15 protein-coding genes and 1 pseudogene are annotated in these 18,978 nt (G+C 36.8%); all 16 read left to right on the forward strand.

The genetic code is table 11. From position 1 onward, the window contains the following. Positions 1-75 precede the first annotated feature (75 nt). A pseudogene (locus V7K55_RS21890) lies at positions 76-321 on the forward strand (hypothetical protein); the annotation flags it as partial. A 309-nt stretch (positions 322-630) separates the two neighbouring features. After that, positions 631-1,437 (forward strand): ABC transporter permease, encoded by an 807-nt coding sequence (locus V7K55_RS21895; RefSeq protein WP_334834756.1) that lies wholly within the window; start codon positions 631-633, stop codon positions 1,435-1,437. Next, positions 1,438-2,205, forward strand: coding sequence for an ABC transporter ATP-binding protein (locus V7K55_RS21900; RefSeq protein WP_334834757.1), 768 nt, complete (start codon positions 1,438-1,440; stop codon positions 2,203-2,205). It abuts the gene before it with no gap. A 296-nt stretch (positions 2,206-2,501) separates the two neighbouring features. Further along, positions 2,502-5,747, forward strand: coding sequence for a glycosyltransferase (locus V7K55_RS21905; protein WP_334834774.1), 3,246 nt, complete (start codon positions 2,502-2,504; stop codon positions 5,745-5,747). A gap of 46 nt (positions 5,748-5,793) precedes the next feature. Further along, entirely contained in the window at positions 5,794-6,570 is a 777-nt protein-coding gene (locus V7K55_RS21910) for a class I SAM-dependent methyltransferase (protein ID WP_334834758.1), read from the forward strand. A 57-nt stretch (positions 6,571-6,627) separates the two neighbouring features. Next, the gene (locus V7K55_RS21915) at positions 6,628-8,466 is read left to right on the forward strand and encodes a hypothetical protein (RefSeq protein ID WP_334834759.1); all 1,839 of its coding nucleotides are present in this window, start codon (positions 6,628-6,630) and stop codon (positions 8,464-8,466) included. A gap of 77 nt (positions 8,467-8,543) precedes the next feature. Further along, positions 8,544-9,854: a glycosyltransferase gene (locus V7K55_RS21920; RefSeq protein ID WP_334834760.1), complete on the forward strand. Its 1,311-nt coding sequence runs from the start codon at positions 8,544-8,546 to the stop codon at positions 9,852-9,854. Beyond that, entirely contained in the window at positions 9,847-10,914 is a 1,068-nt protein-coding gene (locus tag V7K55_RS21925) for an NAD-dependent epimerase/dehydratase family protein (RefSeq protein ID WP_334834761.1), read from the forward strand. The genes V7K55_RS21920 and V7K55_RS21925 overlap by 8 nt, the downstream gene beginning before the upstream one ends. Before the next feature lie 39 nt (positions 10,915-10,953). Continuing rightward, entirely contained in the window at positions 10,954-11,232 is a 279-nt protein-coding gene (locus V7K55_RS21930) for a hypothetical protein (RefSeq protein ID WP_334834762.1), read from the forward strand. 68 nt (positions 11,233-11,300) lie between these two features. Then, positions 11,301-12,371 carry an NAD-dependent epimerase/dehydratase family protein gene (locus V7K55_RS21935; protein ID WP_334834763.1) on the forward strand — a complete coding sequence of 357 codons (1,071 nt, stop codon included), beginning with the start codon at positions 11,301-11,303 and terminating at the stop codon, positions 12,369-12,371. Between the two features lie 285 nt (positions 12,372-12,656). Next, a complete protein-coding gene (locus V7K55_RS21940) occupies positions 12,657-13,577 on the forward strand; it encodes a glycosyltransferase family 2 protein (protein WP_334834764.1) in 921 nt (306 codons plus the stop codon). Between the two features lie 153 nt (positions 13,578-13,730). After that, positions 13,731-14,579 (forward strand): glycosyltransferase, encoded by an 849-nt coding sequence (locus tag V7K55_RS21945; RefSeq protein ID WP_334834765.1) that lies wholly within the window; start codon positions 13,731-13,733, stop codon positions 14,577-14,579. Between the two features lie 419 nt (positions 14,580-14,998). Beyond that, positions 14,999-16,066: a glycosyltransferase family 4 protein gene (locus tag V7K55_RS21950; protein WP_334834766.1), complete on the forward strand. Its 1,068-nt coding sequence runs from the start codon at positions 14,999-15,001 to the stop codon at positions 16,064-16,066. Between the two features lie 97 nt (positions 16,067-16,163). Then, complete coding sequence (locus tag V7K55_RS21955; protein WP_334834767.1) at positions 16,164-17,240, forward strand: glucose-1-phosphate thymidylyltransferase; 1,077 nt, start codon at positions 16,164-16,166, stop codon at positions 17,238-17,240. Positions 17,241-17,344: 104 nt separating this feature from the next. Then, entirely contained in the window at positions 17,345-17,890 is a 546-nt protein-coding gene (gene rfbC, locus V7K55_RS21960) for a dTDP-4-dehydrorhamnose 3,5-epimerase (protein WP_334834769.1), read from the forward strand. Positions 17,891-17,927: 37 nt separating this feature from the next. Beyond that, positions 17,928-18,812 (forward strand): dTDP-4-dehydrorhamnose reductase, encoded by an 885-nt coding sequence (gene rfbD / locus V7K55_RS21965; RefSeq protein WP_334834771.1) that lies wholly within the window; start codon positions 17,928-17,930, stop codon positions 18,810-18,812. Positions 18,813-18,978 lie beyond the last annotated feature (166 nt).

The following is an 18,978-nucleotide window of genomic DNA, read 5'->3' on the forward strand; positions in this document are numbered from 1 at the left end:
CAGTGTACCGGAATCCGTGACTCAGCTTTCACAAATTCAAGGGAGATGAGGGAGAAAATTCTAAACTTCTAACTTCTTATAGGCACTCGCTACGAGGCAATATCTTTAATAGAGAATCGCTTTTGGTTGCAAGAGTTAGAACTAGGATTGGGTCTTTGGCAAGGCTCTTATCAAAAGACAACAGGTTTGTGGTTGCGTTGGTATAATTCAGTGGGTTGGGTGGCAACGCCAAAAGAACAAGCTGAACAAGAGCGCCAACGGGCTGATAAATTAGCAGAGTATTTGCGATCGCAGGGAGTTGATCCAGATAGTTTGAGTTAAGTAATCCAGTAGCGCTTAAATCATCGCAATGAGTAGACATCCTAAAAATAATTATATTTGACTTTTAAACCTCTTTGTGATAAATCTATAGGCTGATTTGCGTCAGGGAGTTCTAGGAACCAATTGATAAATTAACTGGTCTTGCCGGGGTAGGATGTGCTTAAGAGTAGAAAATGGTAATTAGTAACTTGTGTGTTTAACAATACTTTTTCAAATAAAGTTTTTAATGGTAGGCTAGTGCGACAAACTACGCTCCAATAGTATAAAATTCGCAAATAACTTGCCTGTGGTGTGTGGTAGTTTTTAACAATGAGAATTTCGCTTAAAGATAATTCAACTTGGTTGCAAGTGCAGCGCTACTGGGAATTGTTGCACGTTTTGGTAGCGCGGAATCTCAAAGTGCGTTATCGAGGTTCGATCCTGGGGGTTTATTGGTCGCTATTCAACCCGTTGATCATGACCGGGCTGTACACAGCGATTTTCGGTGCTACTTTTGCCTCCTATTACGGCAACTCAATACTGAACTACGTATTGGCAGCCTTTACGGGATTAGTAGTGATCAATTTTTTCTCCGCTTCTACCTCTCAAGCATTGAGTAGTGTAGTCGGTAATGGTTCACTATTGAATAAAATTAGTTTGCCAGTCAGCGTTTTTCCTGTATCAATGATTTGTGCAAACATATTTCAATTCTCAGTAGGGACACTTCCCCTGCTGGCATTAATGACTTTTATTAATTCCAAGAGTTTAGTCAATGTATTGGCGCTACTATTTCCATTTCTAGCCTTAATTTTAGTTTCTACAGGAATAGGTTTTTTAGTCAGTTCCTTATACGTATTTTTTAGAGACTTGCCTTATTTTTATGAGTTAGTTGTATTTGTGATTTGGCTCAGTAGCCCTATATTTTATCCAGCAGCTATCGTTCCACCGCAGGTAAGGCAGTTTTTAGGTCTTAATCCGTTATCACCAATTATTGAAAGTCTTCGTCAGATTACATTATCAGGTTCTCTGCCAGATTTAGGTTTAATTTGGGGTTCTTTGCTCAGTGGGGTAATTATTTTAGCCTTTGGATGGACTTGTTTTCACTTCTGGCGACATCAATTTATGGATTTGCTGTAAATGGAAGTAATTCGCCTAGATAATGTTTCGCTATTGCGACGGACACAAGAGGAGTTTTCTTATGACCTTAAGAAAACTATGTTATCTGTTTTAGAAGGTAAATATCGTCAGCCGGTAAAAAAGTTAGTACTGGATGAAATTGATTTCGTTGTTGAAAAAGGTGACAAGATTGGTATTATTGGTGCAAATGGCTCCGGTAAATCCACTCTTTTAAAAGTAATTTCTGGAATCTTGCAACCTAGTACTGGAAAAGTACGGGTACGAGGTAAAATCGCACCTTTGATTGAATTAGGAGCAGGTTTTGATTTGGAAATTTCTGTAATGGATAATATTGTTCTATATGGTGTACTTCTGGGGTATTCTAGATCGGAAATGAAGAATAGAGCGCCATCAATTTTGCAATTTGCAGAGTTGCAAGATTATGCGTTTGTGCCAGTAAAGGGATTATCTTCCGGTATGGTGGCAAGGTTAGGTTTTGCTATTGCAACAGATGTGCAGCCTGATATTCTTATTTTAGATGAGGTGTTATCTGTAGGAGATGAAAGTTTTAAGAACAAGTGTAAGCAACGAATTGAGAAATATTGGGATGACAAGGTGACGATTCTTGTAGTTTCTCATGATTTAAAGTTTATCGAACGAACTTGTCAAAAATCTATATGGCTAGATAAAGGGGAAATTAAATTTACTGGGAGTGCAGAGGAGGTTGTAAATAAATACCTAAACTTTGTAGATAAGAAACAGGCAAATGTAAACAATGAATCGTTATAAAAAAAGCTTATATAAGCTTTTGTATATTGTCTTTTAGATGAATGCATCAGAAAAGATGCAAAAAAGATTTATGTCATAGAGGTTGTTCTGATAGAATATCAGGATAAACAGGGGATTACTGCACCATCTAATCCCCTGTTTATCCTGATATCATCCTCACTCAAAACTTATGAGAAAGATGTCAATCAGGAAAAATATTTAATTTAAATACTTGCATAATATGCTACTTATTCATATCAATTAGATATTATTTATTGATAACTAAATAAGAAAGGCAAAAGGAAGGCAAAGTTGTGATGAGCCAAGATAACAAATCTTCGATTTTCATAATTACCGGAATGCATCGTTCAGGCACTTCTCTCTCTGCATCGTTGATGGAAAGTGCAGGAGTAAATATAGGTGAAAGATTAATGGGTGCATCTCCTAATAACCCAAAAGGTCATTTTGAAAACTTAGACTTCGTAGGTTTTCACGAGCGTGCCTTACGTTGTCAAGGTATTAGTCAGGAAGGATGGACAATACAGAAGGGCATCGACATACCACAGCAATTATTTGATAAAGCAAAACTAATTATCGCTGAAAACGCAACACTGAATTCCTGGGGATGGAAAGATCCACGCACTACTCTTTTTTTAGATTTTTGGAAAAATTTACTACCGCAAGCATATTTTATATTTACGTATAGAGCGCCTTGGGAAGTTATCGATTCTTTATATCGTCGGGGAGATGAAATCTTTTATAGCAATCCTAAATACGCTTTACAAATCTGGATGCACTATAACAAAATCATCCTAGATTTTCATCATCAGTTTCCAGATAAATGCATTTTATTAAATACTCATACTGTAATTGCAGACTATACTGTTATCTCAAAGTTGTGCCAAAATAAATTTGGTATTAAACTTAAAGACCCTAGTGAAGGTATTGCAGATAAATCATTAATGACTGATCTAGCATCAAACTCTCACAGACAGATGCTAATTAAAAGCTTTTTTCCAGAAGCAATTGAACTATATAGTGAGTTGAACGATCGATCTGATTTAAAATGGCAGTCACTTCAGTTAGATCCATTAGAAGTTGATATTGATTTTAGAGACTGGGTTCTTCAAGATTGGCTTGATATTTACAAAATTAGGAAAGATTCAAAAACAGAATTAGAGCGATCGCAGTCTACTCTACAACACACTCAGGCAGAATTGGAGCGATCGCAGTCTACTCTACAACACACTCAGGCAGAATTAGAGCGATCGCAGTCTACTCTACAACACACTCAAACAGAATTAGAGCGATCGCAGTCTACTCTACAACACACTCAAACAGAATTAGAGCGATCGCAATCTCAATTGCAAAGTACTCATACTCAAACAGAATTAGAGCAATCGCAATCGCAGTCTACTCTACAACACACTCAGATAGAATTGGAGCGATCGCAGTCTACTCTACAACACACTCAGGCAGAATTGGAGCGATCGCAGTCTACTCTACAACACATTCAGGCAGAATTAAAGCATTCGCAGTGCACTATTGCAGCTATGAATACTAGTAAATTTTGGCAGATGCGAAAAGTATGGTTTAAATTGAGACATGCTGTAGGTTTACTAGACGATGGTAATCCGTTTCACATAAGTTTATGGTTTAAATTCAGAGGTGCTACAACTATAAATTTAGTATCCAATTCTAGTTTATCTAACATAAGCATTTTGTCACAATTAAAAAAAATGTGGGCTGTTTTCCGAACAAAAGGGCTTGGGTACTGCTTGAAAAAATTACTGAAAAAAACTTCTTCAAACTTAAATTTTTATGATGCATTACTACCTACCATAGTTCTGCCAGATATTCCTCAAACTAATGATGTTAATTACCAGAAGTGGCTGAACCAAAACTACCCTAATCAAGCAGCCTTACAAAAGATGGTTGAAACGGCAAAATTATTAGATTATAAACCTACTATTAGTCTGATTATGCCTGTTTTCAATACTCCAACACATTTTCTGCAAGAAGCCATTGAGTCTGTATTGAATCAGGTATATCCCTATTGGGAGTTATGTATTGCTGACGATTCCTCTACAGATAATTATGTAAGAGAAATATTAGAGGAGTACTCATCAAAAGACTCCCGAATAAAAGTTTTTTTTAGAACTGAAAATGGACATATTTCTCGATGCTCTAACTCAGCAATAGAAATTGCAACGGGTGAGTTTATTGCCTTACTCGATCATGATGATTTGCTAACTCCAGATGCTCTGTATGAAATTGCTCTACTGCTGAATAAGCATCCAGAAGCAGATATGATTTATTCTGATGAAGATAAAATTGATGAAACTGGTAAACTACAAGATCCTTTCTTTAAACCGGATTGGTGTCCAGATTCATTTTTATCCCGGATGTATACCTGCCATTTAGGAACCTATCGACGAGAGCTAGTAAACGCCATTGGAGGTTTCAGAACAGGTTATGAGGGAAGCCAAGACTACGATTTAGTTTTAAGATTAACCGAAAAAACCACACAAATATTTCATATACCAAAAATATTGTACCACTGGAGAATTCATCCCCAATCTGCCGCAAGTAAACCCGATCAAAAACCTTATGCTGTCATAGCAGCAGAGAAGGCATTAGTAGATGCCCTTGCTAGACGAGGCGAACATGGACAGGTTACACAAGCTGGAAGCCTTGTGGGGCATTACATAATTCGATATACAATCAAAGATTATAAGCTTGTTAGTATTATCATCCCTACAAGAGATTTGGGTAATACCTTAGACAAGTGTCTCACATCTATTTTTGAGAAGACAACTTACCCAAATTATGAAGTAATTCTCATAGATAACGGTAGTCAAGAAGAAAATACAGCTAATGTGATTTCTAAATGGCAACAAAAGGAATCTAGTAGGTTTCAATGCTACCGACTTGATATACCTTTTAACTATTCCAAGATTAATAATTATGCAGTTAATAAGGCTAAAGGTGATTATCTACTGTTTTTGAATAATGACGTTGAGGTAATCACTCCTGACTGGATAGATGGAATGGTTGAACAAGCTCAAAGACCTAGTATTGGGAGTGTCGGAGCCTTGCTTTTATATCCAGATAACACAATTCAACATGCCGGTGTAGTTATGGGTATTGGAGGAGTTGCTAATCATAGTCATAAACATTATCCAGTCAATTCTCCAGGATACTTTGGTCAAATCTTAACAGTCAATAATTATTCGGCTGTGACAGCTGCTTGTTTAATGTGTAGACGAGAAATCTTTGAAGTAATTGGAGGTTTTGAAGAGGAACTCGCAGTTGCATTTAATGATGTTGACTTATGTTTAAAGGTTGTTGAGAAAGGTTACAATAATATCTATTTACCACACGTTATGTTGTATCACTATGAATCTAAGAGCCGAGGTTGTGAAGATACACCTGCAAAAGTAGCAAGATTTATTCAAGAAACAACGTATATGCAAAAAAAGTGGAAAAACTTTATAGAATACGATCCTTGCTATAGTATCAATTTAACCTTTAAGCGTGAAGATTACAGCATCAATGCTTGATGTCAACCTGCTAATTTATAAACATTAACAAAATTCATAAAAAAATATGAACATTTTAGAGCAATATATCAAATCTGCGCCCAGCCCGCAAAATGCACTCGATATTTTTAAAAGTGAGTGGTCATCAAAATTACCTGCACCACTAGCAGATTTTAAAGCAGGTTCGATTCCATTATTTGAAGATGCAAGAATTGATTGGGTATCTACGAAACTAGGCGGAATTAAAGGTAAAACTGTGCTGGAATTGGGGCCATTGGAAGCAGGGCATACTTATATGTTGGAATGCTTAGAGGCAGCATCAATTTTATCAATAGAAGCTAATACCCGTGCTTATTTAAAGTGTTTAATTATCAAAGAGATTTTAGAACTGAAAAATACACGTTTTTTATGTGGGGACTTTGTAGAATACTTACGAAATACTCAAAATAAATTTGATGTATGTATAGCTAGCGGTGTACTCTATCACATGAACAATCCAGCAGAATTGATTGGGCTAATAGCTAAGTGTACAGATAAAATATTTATTTGGACGCATTATTATGATAAGAAAGTAATTTCAGGTAATCCGAACCTTAGACATAAATTTGTAGGTAGTTCTAAAAGTAATTATGATGGCTTTAAGCATACTCTTTATCGTCAGGAATATGAAAAAGCGCTGGAATGGTCAGGTTTTTGTGGTGGTAATGCAACTACTAGTTATTGGATGAGCCGCGATGATATACTAGCTTGCCTCAAATACTTTGGTTTGAAAGACATTGAAGTAAGTTTTGATGCTCCAGACCATCCCAATGGGCCAAGCTTTGCCTTAATGGCTGTTCGTTAGTGGAAGCTGAATATCGCGATATATTCAATGAACATTTTCCTTACTTACATTCCAAACATGCTCATCATCGAACCGCAAGTATTCGGTGAAGATTGTGGATTCTTAAGTAGAATTCTCAAACCAAGAAAAATTCACCTAAAATATATGTACAATAAACCTCTGTCATTCCAAAAAGCAAAGTTACTCTTCGCAGTTGCCTATTCCCTGCCAGTTATTTTACTTTTCTGGTTTGTAACTACCTTCAGTGTAAATGTACCCTTTGGGGACGATTGGGCATTAGTAAATTTTTTTGATAAGATTCATAGCGGTACTGTAAATTTCGGAGATTTTTTTTCTCAACACAACGAGCATCGCATACTTTTTCCAAGGATAATATTCGCAATACTTGCATTTTCTTCTAAATGGAATATTAAACTAGAAATTTACTTTATTTTCTTATTGGCTTTAGTAAATTTTGTAATCTTATATAAGATTGCAGCTTCTAATTGGAATCAAGATAATAAAGTATTATTTAATTTATTTAATATTACAGTTTGTATTGTGCATTTTTCTTTAAACCAGTATGAAAATTGGCTATGGGGGTTTCAAATAGCTTGGCTATTTATAAATACCTGCTTAATATTAGCAATTTTTATTCTTACTGTGCCTAAAAACTTACTTCCAAATATCAGATTATTACTTGCATCTCTATGTTGTTTTATTGCTAGCTTCTCGTCGGCTCATGGATTACTATCTTGGGTTGCAATCCTACCATCAGTATACTTCCTGGAAGGGATAAATAAACATAAAAAAATTAGGATTTTGGTATGGATGGGGCTTTTTGCTTTTTGTGTTGCTATCTATTCTATTGGTTATGAAAAACCTTCTCATCATCCTACTACATTTTTTATTTTACAGAAGCCATTAATTGCATCAAAATATTTCTTAACTTTGATAGGTTTCTCATTATTAAAAAATACTTTTCCTCCTGTACTTACTGGTTTAATAATATTATTAGTTTTTTCCTTTTTTAATCTATTCTCTTTTACCAATCAGCAATCAAACTTTGCCAATAAAGCCGCACCTTGGTTATCGTTGGGTTGGTTTGCCATTTTGTTTGCATCAATAACTACTGTTGGGAGAGCTGGTTTTGGTGTTGAGCAAGCTACTTCATCTAGGTACGTAACTGTTTCGATATTATTATTCATATCCTGCTTACAATTGTGTGGATTATGGATTTTATACAAATGGCAAGAACAAGGCAGAAAAATAAATATATTCCCAGTATTCTGCCTAAGCTTTCTAATAAGTATTTCTATTTATATCTCAATTGATAGCATTGCAGCAGGTCAAAGTATATGGATACAAAGGAAAGCTGGTAAAAATTGTTTAGAAATTATAAATTATATAGATAAATCTATAACTAATTCACCGAGCAACTGTTTAAACTTTATTTTTCCAAATCAATTTTTGATACGACAACTAAGTCCAGTTCTTCAGAAATTAGAGTTTAGAAACTTTCCTCAAAATATCACTTTTATAACTAAAGCTGATAAAGTTCATGGTTACATTGATGTACCTCCAACAACGAAACAACCATTAAATATACGCAGTAGTGATACTTTAAAGTTGTTGGGGTGGGCTATTATTCCTGAAGGTCTAGAACAGCCACCCATAGTTTTACTATCCTATGGAAATAGTCAATCATTTTTTGCCACTGGGCTTGTAAATTTAAACAGACCTGATGTAGCTAAAGCCTTAAATTCAAATCTGTACAATACATCAGGTTGGGAAGCAAATATTTCTCTAAAATCTATACCAGCAGGCGAATCTGTTATTAAGGCTTGGGTTTATGACCGAATCAGTCAACAGTTTATAAAGTTGAATGGTGAACCAAAGATAACAGTGGTGGAATAAAAAATAATCAAGTTTAGAAGCTGTAGTATTGATGGTTAGGAACATAAAAGGAGCTATAGAGTCAAATGATAAAAAAAATGTTTAAGCCAAAAATACTAAAGTTTCTGCTAGGTGGTGGTTTAGCAGCAGCACTAAACTTAGCACTAATCTATTTAATAATTGAAAAACTAGGATTCAATACAGCTTTTTTACGTAATGTTGCGAATCTAGTATCAATTGAAGTTTCTTTAATATTTAGTTTTTTTATATATCGAAGTTGGGTTTGGACTGGCGGCGTTTGGAACCTGAGAGAAGTATTTTTACGACAACTTCCTCTGTACCATGTTTCTGCGGGCGCAGCAGTTATTGTTCGCATTTTCTTGATTTTTCCGATTTTAGATTGGTTGAAAGTTAACTATGGCATTAATACTATAATAGGCGCACTTGTGAGTGCATCGATTAATTATTTAATTAGCGATCGCTTTGTATTTAAAACCCCAAAAAAAAATCATACCAATTCACAGACGCAAAAAATATCAGCTACATATTATCCAGAATCATTGGCTCCTGCTATATCAGTGAATCCTAGCTTAAGGATAGATGAGCCAATAACGATAGATAGTTCAAAATCTGTCAATACCTTATCAATAGTAATTCCAGCCTACAACGAAGAAGACTGTATAGTTCCAACTATTCGGACTATTAGCCGAGTTTTGGAACAAGAAAATATAGATTACGAAATTTTAGTAGTTAACGACAACAGCAAAGATAACACAGAACAATTATTACAGCAGATGAATTCTGAAAATAGTAAACTGCGTTACGTCAATAATTATTATCCTAACGGCTTTGGCTTTGCAGTTCGCTGTGGGTTAGAAAATTTTACAGGAGATGCTGTAGCGGTAGTTATGGCAGATAGTTCAGATTCACCAGAAGACATGGTATCTTACTACCATAAACTGCAAGAAGGATACGATTGTGTTTTTGGTTCCCGCTTCATTACAGGAGGTAAAGTCATTGACTATCCCAGCCACAAATTAATTGTTAATCGTTTAGCTAACTTATTTATTAAAATTTTATTTGGCTTAAAATTTAACGACACGACTAATGCCTTTAAGATTTATCGTAAAGATGTTATTGAAGGTATCTCTCCATTAGTATCTCATCATTTCAACTTAACTGTAGAAATGCCACTTAAAGCCATAGTAAGAGGGTATTCTTATACAACTATTCCCATTACTTGGAGAAATAGAACCACAGGAGTTTCTAAGTTAAAGCTCAAAGAAATGGGAAGTCGATATTTGTTTATAGTCCTCTATATCTGGCTAGAAAAACATTTATCGCGTGGAGATTATCATCTAAGCAAAAATAGACTGCTACTAAATCAAAGGTTTAAATCCAATGGCTGAGAAGATTCTGATTTTAGGAGGGGCTGGTTTTGTTGGCAGTTCCTTAGCAATTAATCTAAAGAAACATCATTCTCAGTGGAAAATTATATGTTTTGATAATCTCAGAAGGCGTGGTTCAGAATTAAACCTTCCTAGACTAAAAAGTTTAGGAATTGAATTTATACATGGTGATATTCGTTCTCCTAGCGATTTAGATCCTGGAACATTTAATGTCGATACAATCATTGATTGTTCTGCTGAACCTTCTGTACTTGCAGGATTTACTTCTCCACAATACGTCCTGCAAACAAATTTAGTAGGAACTATCAATGTTCTGGAATTAGCTAGACAAATTCAAGCTCGTTTGATCTTTCTATCTACTAGTCGTGTTTATCCAATTGAAACACTTAAATCAGTTAATTTAGTAGAATTACCAACCCGTTTTAGCATTGCTGTTGAACAGACAATACCCGGAGTTTCTCATCTTGGTATAGCCGAAGAGTTCCCACTTCAAAGCTACCGTTCTCTATATGGTACTACTAAACTTGCCTCGGAAATGTTGATTGAAGAGTATCGACAAGCTTATGATATTCAGGCAATAGTCAATCGTTGTGGCGTAATTACAGGCCCTTGGCAAATGGGTAAAGTTGACCAAGGTGTTTTTGTTTTGTGGTTAGCCGCACACCATTTTGAAAAATCTTTAAGTTATATAGGCTATGGCGGTACAGGTAAACAAGTTAGAGATTTATTACATATCGAAGATTTATTACACCTAATTGATTATCAGTTAGAACATTTTTCCCAATTAGATGGAGATGTTTTAAATATTGGTGGAGGTGCTGATAATAGTCTATCGCTATTAGAGACTACTAGACTATGTGAGGTAATTACTGGTAAATCTATTGCGATCAAATCAGAAGAAACAGCCAGACAAGGTGATATTCCCATCTATATTACGGATTCTTCCAAAATAATTTCTAAGACTGGATGGAAGCCAATGATGAATCCAGAACGAACTCTTAAAGATATTTATGACTGGATTCTTGAGTATGAAACAATTCTGAAGTCCGTTTTATCCTAAACTGTTTAGTGAAAACTAACTTATTACAAACAAAGACCTATGAAACAAGAAGAATACCTTAAAAAACTTTATTTCAAATATTCTATTAAGGAATATTATGATTTTATTGATCATCAATTACCAATAACCCATCTTTCTCTTCAAGAATTATTATATACTATTGGGTTCAAGATTGATGTTTTAATTCCCAGATTTTTGCCATATTCAACTAAAGGTAGGCCAGCATCGTCTAATTTATTGAGGCTTTATCTCAAGTTACCATTCCTTTGGAATTTTCTGGGAGGGCAGATGTTTATTAAAGCAACTAAGCCCTTGTAATTTAACTCTGAGCGAAAGACCACTTTATCCTAAACTGATGATTGTACTATGGCGTGAGTTAAAATATTATGCCCACTGTTTTAATTACTGGTTCCTCTGGTCTGATTGGTTCAGAATCTGTTCATTTTTTTGCCCAAAACGGTTTTTCTGTTGTGGGTATCGATAATAATATGCGGGCGGTATTTTTTGGTGAATCTGCATCAACAGAGTGGAATCGTCGCATCCTAGAAGATAAGTACGGTGATAGCTATCGTCATTATGATATTGATATCCGCGATCGCTCCGCAATAGAAAACCTATTTAAAGAATATTCTTCTGATATTTGTCTGATTATTCATACAGCAGCACAACCATCTCATGACTGGGCAGCGAAAGACCCTCATACAGATTTTACAGTTAATGCTAACGGTACTTTAGTCTTATTAGAAGCAACTCGACAATATTGCCCTGATGCAACTTTTATATTTACCTCAACGAACAAAGTCTATGGCGATACTCCCAACTATTTACCCTTGGAGGAGTTAGAAACACGTTGGGAAATTGAACCAAATCATCAATACAGAGAGGGTATTGATGAGTCAATGACAATTGACAATTCCAAACATTCTTTATTTGGTGCTTCTAAAGTTGCCGCAGATATTCTAGTTCAAGAATATGGTAGATACTTCGGCATGAGGACTGTTACCTTTAGAGGAGGTTGCTTGACTGGCCCTAACCATTGTGGCGCTCAGTTGCATGGTTTTCTAGCTTACTTAATGAAATGTACTATTACTGGTGATATTTACACAATATTTGGCTATCAAGGTAAACAAGTTAGAGATAATATACACAGTTACGATTTAGTCAATGCTTTTTATCATTTTTATCAAAATCCCAGATGTGGGGAAGTTTATAATATGGGAGGCTCTCGACATAGTAATTGCTCTATGTTAGAAGCAATTTCAATTTGCGAAGATATCGTAGGCAAAAAGCTGCAATACACTTATTCAAAACAGAATCGCTCTGGCGACCATATCTGGTACATTTCAAATGTTAGAAAGTTCCGTTTTCACTATCCAACATGGGAATACAAGTATAATCTTCGACAGATACTAGAAGAAATTTATAATGCTCAAACATCTAGAAATACTGGTTCTTAAGAAGGACTGTTTTTAAAGTATTAGTTCATCTTAGAGGATGTTTGAAAAGTTTTAGGTGAATATAATTCGCTACCACACAGGCAAAGTCCGCCTGCGCGGACTAACATAAAATCAAGTGTTTTGAACCCAGTGAGGTGGGTAAAGTATCGGGTAGCCGCTACTTCTAGTTGCCCAGGCTAGTAATAAATTAGACTTTTCAAACAACCTCTTAATACACGAGCATGAAGATTAGAGTATCAGAATATAAAACACATACAATAGAGTTGTTACATAACATCTAAATCAATGACAGCAAAAGTGGCAGCTTACATAACCCTGTATAAAGATAAACAAGCTGCCATTGAGTGTCTCCAAGCCATTAAATCTCAATCTATACCAGTAGATATTGTTTTTGTAGTAGATAATTCCAATCAAGAATTACTAGAACCCGATCGCACTACATCAATTTTAATACATCATCATCCAGAAAATATAGGTATTGGTCAAGGTTTAGTACTTGCACTAGAATGGGCAGTAAAGGAAGGTTATGATTTTTTATGGACTTTTGACCAAGATAGTTTACCAACTAAGCATTGTTTGGAAATTCTGCTGAATTTTTCTAATAAGTTGTCCCTAGAGTATGGTGACAAGATTGGGATTATTGCTCCTACTCCCATCGATCGCAAAACTGAGAAAGTTGTACAGGGAGCAGTTTTTGTAAAAGACCAATTTATAGGTTGTAAGCACAATAAGAATGTTGATTTTTATGAGTGCGACTCTCCTATCACTTCTGGTTCTTTGATTTCCATTGCTGCTGCTAAAAGTGTTGCTCTCCCTCGTGCAGAATTGTTTATAGACGGAGTTGACCTCGACTATGGATTGAGATTGCGACAACAGGGATTCCATAATTTGATAGTTACTACAGCTATCATGTACCATAATTTTGGTAATCCACTCAAAGTAAAATTTTGCCAGCGAGAAATGATTGTTCAACAATACTCAGGTCTACGTAACTACTACATTAGTCGGAACCACACTTATCTAGAAACTCGCTACGCCCAAGGATTGTATCGATTAACTAGTTGTGCGCGACGGATAAGATATTTACTCCGTAGGATAGTTACAATTTTGCTGTACGACCCCGAACAAAAAACCTTAAAAGTATGGGCTTGCTTGCTAGGAACATTTCATGGCTTTCAAGGAAAGCTTGGAAAAACTTGGTGTTGAGTTGTTAAAAAATAATTTTATGGAAGTGACGAAAAATAAATTTATTAATATATAATTCAATTACATTACTCATATCAGCAAATAATATATCAGATTTTAAAAGAAAGTATTGTTCAGCAAATTTGACTTTGATTATAACTCAATTAAACTACAGTGATTTATTTTTTAATTGTTAATTATTATTCGACCGATTTAATATTTAAACTAATTAATTCCATAGATAAAACATATTCTGTTGACTACGAAGTAATTATTATTAATAATTCACCTGATGATGATTCTATTAATAATCTAAAAACTGAATCTGTATCGATTCTTGATGCTGAAACTAATTTAGGTTTTGGTTGTGCTTGTAATTTAGGCTTAAAATGGATCTACAATCAAGATACCAAAGCTTATGTCTGGATAATCAATCCAGATGCCTATTTAAAAGAAAATACTTTAGATAAAGTTAAGCCATTTTTTGAATTACATCCAAAAATCTCTATTCTTGGTACACTTATCTATACACCGATGGGTGAAATTTGGTTTGCTGGTGGGAGTTTTATTCCTAAAACTGGCGAAATCATTACCAAAAAAATATTAATCAATATAGATGAAGACTATATTAATTGTGATTGGGTTTCAGGATGTAGTCTAATTGTTAATTTGAATAATTTTAATGAATGTCCTCATTTCGATCCTGCTTACTTTCTTTATTATGAAGATGTAGACTTTTGTTTACACTACGCTAATCAAGGACATATAGTTGCCATAAGTAATAATTTTTCAGTGCTGCATCAACCATCAAGTATTACTAATAGGAATGTTTTCAAAAAAATTAGAAATAGTACGTATAGTTATTTGCTGACAATTGATAAATATACAAATAAATTTATCTTTAGTATTAGATTAACTTTTCAATTATTAAAAGCTCTGTTGGCGATTATAATAAAACCACAAGCTGCATTAGGAAAAGTCTGTGGTATATGGGATTATGTTATCAAAAACCATAATAAATAATTTATAGCAATCCTAAATGAGTCGTGAAAATCTCTGATTCCTCTCTCTGCGTCGCGCCAGTTGCTACAAGTCGGGGAACCCGCCTAACGCACTGGCTTCTCTGCGCCTCTGCGGTTCGTTTATTTTTAAATCACAAAAAAACTTTAGATGGAAAGAATAAACTGAAAAACCTAGATTTTAAATGTCTGCATTAACCTAGACTATAGGACTAATATTTGATTTTTGAAAAGATCCGTAGGGTGTGTTAGCACGGAGAGTACGGCAGCAAAAACCTTGGAATCAGGTGCGTTACGGCTTACGCCTAACACACCCTACATATACTTAGATTTTTGCTACTAATATTTGTCATTTCACAAGAACTATTAAGTAGTAGAAAAAACTAAGAACCGAAAAAGTTATTTTATTGTTAATTATAAATCATGACATTATTAATTAATCTATCATTTCTATTAAGTAAACCTACAGGCATCACTACCTACGCTCTTAACCTGCTGCCTCATTTAAAAAAACTTTATCCTACACTTTTAGTCTCGCAGGATATTCCTGGTTATAACTGTTATCCAGTTCCCTCTAACCAAACGGCAGAACAAGGAGTAAAAGGTCATTTTAATCGCCTTGTTTGGACGCAATTTCAATTGCCGCAAATCTATAGAAAGCTAAAATCCCAGATTTTATTTTCCTCGCTTCCAGAAGCACCTCTTTGTAGCAACTGTCGCTTTGTCATCACCTGTTTTGACATGATACCGTTGCGCTTTCCCAAACGCTTTTCACCACTCACTCCTTACCACCGCTACTATACTCCTCAAGTCCTTAAGCAAGCACAACACATTATTTGCATCTCCGAGACTACGGCTCAGGACATCACCAAGTTTTACGGAATTCCTGCAAACAAAATTACTGCCATTCCCCTGGCCTACGATCGCACTCACTTCCACCTCCTCAACCTACCTACCCGCAACTACTTTCTCTACATTGGTCGCCAAGAACCTTACAAAAATATACAGGGATTGATCGCTGCTTTTGCGGCGTTACCTAATTACAAGGATTATGAACTGTGGTTAGTAGGGCCAAGCGATCGCCGTTATACCCCAACTTTAACAGCGCAAGTTGCAGAACTAGGTATAACTAATCAGGTAAAGTTCCTTGATTATGTACCCTATGACGAATTGCCAAAAATCATCAATGAAGCGATCGCTCTAGTTTTCCCCAGTCTCTGGGAAGGTTTTGGTTTACCTGTCCTGGAAGCAATGGCTTGTGGGACTCCCGTCATTACTTCCAATCTCTCCTCATTACCAGAAGTGGCTGGAGATGCGGCGATTCTGATCGATCCGTACAACACCAAAGAAATTACAGAGGCGATGCAGGCGATCGCAACTAATTCGGCATTGCGATCGCGCCTTTCTAGCCAAGGTATTACTCACTGTCAACAATTCAGTTGGGAAAAAACAGGCAAAGCAACCGTCGAAGTTTTATCCCGATACATATAAAAGATAAACTAACACCATAATTAGATGTCAGGATTTAGGATTTTGTCCAGATTTCAGATTATGTTGACTAATGACTGATAAGTAATCCTAAATCCCTATGAAAGCATTAATTCTGTCTGGTGGTAAAGGTACACGCCTACGTCCTCTCACCTATAGCGGAGCCAAACAACTCGTACCAGTTGCGAATAAACCTGTTTTGTGGTATGGCATTGAAGAAATGGTCGCTACTGGGATTACTGATATTGGCATCATCATCAGCCCGGAAACTGGGGCAGAAGTTCAAGGAAAAACCGGAAATGGAGAATGTTTTGGAGCAAGCATCACCTATATAGAACAAGAGCAGCCACTCGGACTTGCTCACGCCGTCCAAATCGCCCGTCCCTTTTTAGGCGATTCTCCCTTTGTCATGTATTTGGGCGATAACCTAATTCAATTAGGTGAGTTACGTTACTTTCTGCAACAATTTAGCCAACAACAGCCAGATGCTTTGATTCTCCTGCGTTCGGTTGCCAATCCTAGCGCCTTTGGTGTGGCTGAGGTAGACGAAACAGGACGGGTATTACAATTAATTGAAAAACCGAAAGTTCCGCCTTCAAATTTGGCATTGGTAGGGGTTTATTTCTTTTCTCACTTGATTTTTGATGCGATCGCAAATATCCAACCTTCCACCAGAGGCGAACTAGAAATTACTGATGCTATTCAATACCTAATTAATCAGGACAAACAAGTTTTAGCCTACAATCTCAAAGGTTGGTGGTTAGATACTGGTAAAAAAGACGACTTGTTAGAAGCTAACCGATTGATTCTCGACACCTATCTGAAAGCATCAGTTCTTGGCGAAGTCGATGCCCAAAGTCAAATTATAGGACGAGTCCAAATCGGTACAAAATCTCAAGTAATTAACTGCACAATTCGGGGGCCAGTAGTCATTGGTAGCAATTGTCATTTAGAAAACTGCTTTATTGGCCCTTATAGTAGTATTGCTAACAATGTGACACTCATTGATACTGATTTAGAACACAGTGTGATTTTAGAAGGCGCTAAAATTGCCGGAATTCATCAGCGGATTATTGATAGTGTGATTGGACAACGCGCCCAATTGACTCTTGCACCTCGCCGCCCCAAAGCCTTGCGATTTCTAATTGGTGATGATTGTCAAATTGAATTAACTTAAAAATAGGAAAAGCCACGGTCGAAGTGTTACCTGCTAGCTGTAAAATACAAGCATTAAATTACTCTCACAATTAATAGTGTGGTGGGTTACTCGAAATAATATTGATGAGCATTGTACGTACCAAAATTCCTGAAGTTATACAACTCGAACCACAAGTATTTGCGGACGATCGCGGGTTCTTTTTTGAAGCCTACAACGATCGCAAATTTGCCCAAGAGACTGGTATTGTTTCCAACTTCGTCCAAGATAACCACTCTTGCTCTAAACAAAACGTTTTGCGGGGATTGCACTACCAAATTCACCAACCCCAAGGTAAACTTGTCCGGGCTATTGTTGGCACTATCTTTGACGTAGCCGTAGATATTAGAAAAAGTTCGGCTACTTTTGGCAAGTGGGTAGGTTATGAACTCAGTGCTGAGAACAAACGCCTACTGTGGATACCACCAGGCTTTGCTCACGGCTTTCTCGTGCTTTCAGAAATAGCCGAAGTTCTCTACAAAGCTACAGATTACTACGCACCCCAAGGCGATCGCACAATTCTATGGAACGATCCAGATTTAGCGATAGATTGGCCCGTGAGTGCTACACCGGTTTTATCAGCTAAAGACCAAGCGGGTAAATCTTTGAGAACTGCGGAAATATTTGATTAGGCTTGATGATTGCGTTAGATTCGAGAACTAAATTAGGATGAGTAAATCAATTTTGCTGATTGGTAGCAACGGTCAAGTGGGTAAGGAATTAGAACAAATCCTCCCAAGCTATGGCGATATTATCTCAGTAATCCGCCCGACAGTAGACCTTGCCCAACCCGATACTCTCCGCAACTTTATCAGAGCAAAGCAGCCGCAAATCATCATTAATGCTGCTGCTTACACTGCTGTAGACAAAGCAGAAAGCGAACCAGAAGTTGCAAGCGCTATTAATGCTACTGCACCCCTAATTATTGCCCAAGAAAGCCAAAAATTAGGAGCTTTTCTGATTCATCTTTCGACCGATTATGTTTTTGATGGTAATGGGTATTGCCCTTATCAGGAAACCGATGCAACTAATCCCTTGAGTGTTTACGGTAAAACCAAACTCGCTGGAGAAGAAGCAATTCGGGAAACTTGCGCCCATCACATCATCCTCCGAACTGCTTGGGTTTATGGAACCTTTGGCAAAAGTAACTTTGTCAAAACCATGCTGCGGCTAGGTGCAGAACGCCAAGAAATCCGTGTTGTCGCCGATCAAATTGGTAGCCCAACTTGGGCGCAAGATATAGCCGCAGTCATCGCCCAAACGACTCCCCAGTTAACCCCAGAAATTAGCGGCACTTATCACTACACTAATAGCGGCGTTGCTAGCTGGTATGACTTTGCTGTTGCCATTTTTGAAGAAGCCCAACAGCTAGGCTTCCCTTTGAAAGTTGAACGTATTGTCCCCATTACAACTGCTGAATATCCCACACCAGCCCGTCGCCCAGCCTATTCTGTGCTTGCTTGCGGAAAAATTGCCGCAATTCTGGGGACTTATCCACCTCATTGGCGACAAAGACTTCGGCAAATGCTCACAGAATTGAAAATTGGGAATTGAGAATTGAGAATTGGGAATTGGGAATTGGGAATTGGAAAGAGACAGAGGGGAAAATTAATCTCCCTGCTCCCTGCTCCCTGCTCCCTGCTCCCTTGCTTGTTCCCCAGTCCCCAGTCCCCAGTCCCCAGTCCCCAGTCCCCAGTCCCCAGTCCCCAGTCCCCAGTCC

Origin of the sequence: Nostoc sp. (assembly GCF_036919895.1) — a bacterium.
In the GTDB taxonomy this organism is placed as follows: domain Bacteria; phylum Cyanobacteriota; class Cyanobacteriia; order Cyanobacteriales; family Nostocaceae; genus Nostoc.

What these genes read in the sequence shown, in the direction of transcription:
- V7K55_RS21895 (WP_334834756.1), top strand. Translation starts at nt 631, where the DNA reads ATGAGAATTTCGCTTAAAGATAATTCAACTTGGTTGCAAGTGCAGCGC.
- V7K55_RS21900 (WP_334834757.1), top strand. Translation starts at nt 1,438, where the DNA reads ATGGAAGTAATTCGCCTAGATAATGTTTCGCTATTGCGACGGACACAA.
- V7K55_RS21905 (WP_334834774.1), top strand. Translation starts at nt 2,502, where the DNA reads ATGAGCCAAGATAACAAATCTTCGATTTTCATAATTACCGGAATGCAT.
- V7K55_RS21910 (WP_334834758.1), top strand. Translation starts at nt 5,794, where the DNA reads ATGAACATTTTAGAGCAATATATCAAATCTGCGCCCAGCCCGCAAAAT.
- V7K55_RS21915 (WP_334834759.1), top strand. Translation starts at nt 6,628, where the DNA reads ATGCTCATCATCGAACCGCAAGTATTCGGTGAAGATTGTGGATTCTTA.
- V7K55_RS21920 (WP_334834760.1), top strand. Translation starts at nt 8,544, where the DNA reads ATGTTTAAGCCAAAAATACTAAAGTTTCTGCTAGGTGGTGGTTTAGCA.
- V7K55_RS21925 (WP_334834761.1), top strand. Translation starts at nt 9,847, where the DNA reads ATGGCTGAGAAGATTCTGATTTTAGGAGGGGCTGGTTTTGTTGGCAGT.
- V7K55_RS21930 (WP_334834762.1), top strand. Translation starts at nt 10,954, where the DNA reads ATGAAACAAGAAGAATACCTTAAAAAACTTTATTTCAAATATTCTATT.
- V7K55_RS21935 (WP_334834763.1), top strand. Translation starts at nt 11,301, where the DNA reads ATGCCCACTGTTTTAATTACTGGTTCCTCTGGTCTGATTGGTTCAGAA.
- V7K55_RS21940 (WP_334834764.1), top strand. Translation starts at nt 12,657, where the DNA reads ATGACAGCAAAAGTGGCAGCTTACATAACCCTGTATAAAGATAAACAA.
- V7K55_RS21950 (WP_334834766.1), top strand. Translation starts at nt 14,999, where the DNA reads ATGACATTATTAATTAATCTATCATTTCTATTAAGTAAACCTACAGGC.
- V7K55_RS21955 (WP_334834767.1), top strand. Translation starts at nt 16,164, where the DNA reads ATGAAAGCATTAATTCTGTCTGGTGGTAAAGGTACACGCCTACGTCCT.
- rfbC (WP_334834769.1), top strand. Translation starts at nt 17,345, where the DNA reads ATGAGCATTGTACGTACCAAAATTCCTGAAGTTATACAACTCGAACCA.
- rfbD (WP_334834771.1), top strand. Translation starts at nt 17,928, where the DNA reads ATGAGTAAATCAATTTTGCTGATTGGTAGCAACGGTCAAGTGGGTAAG.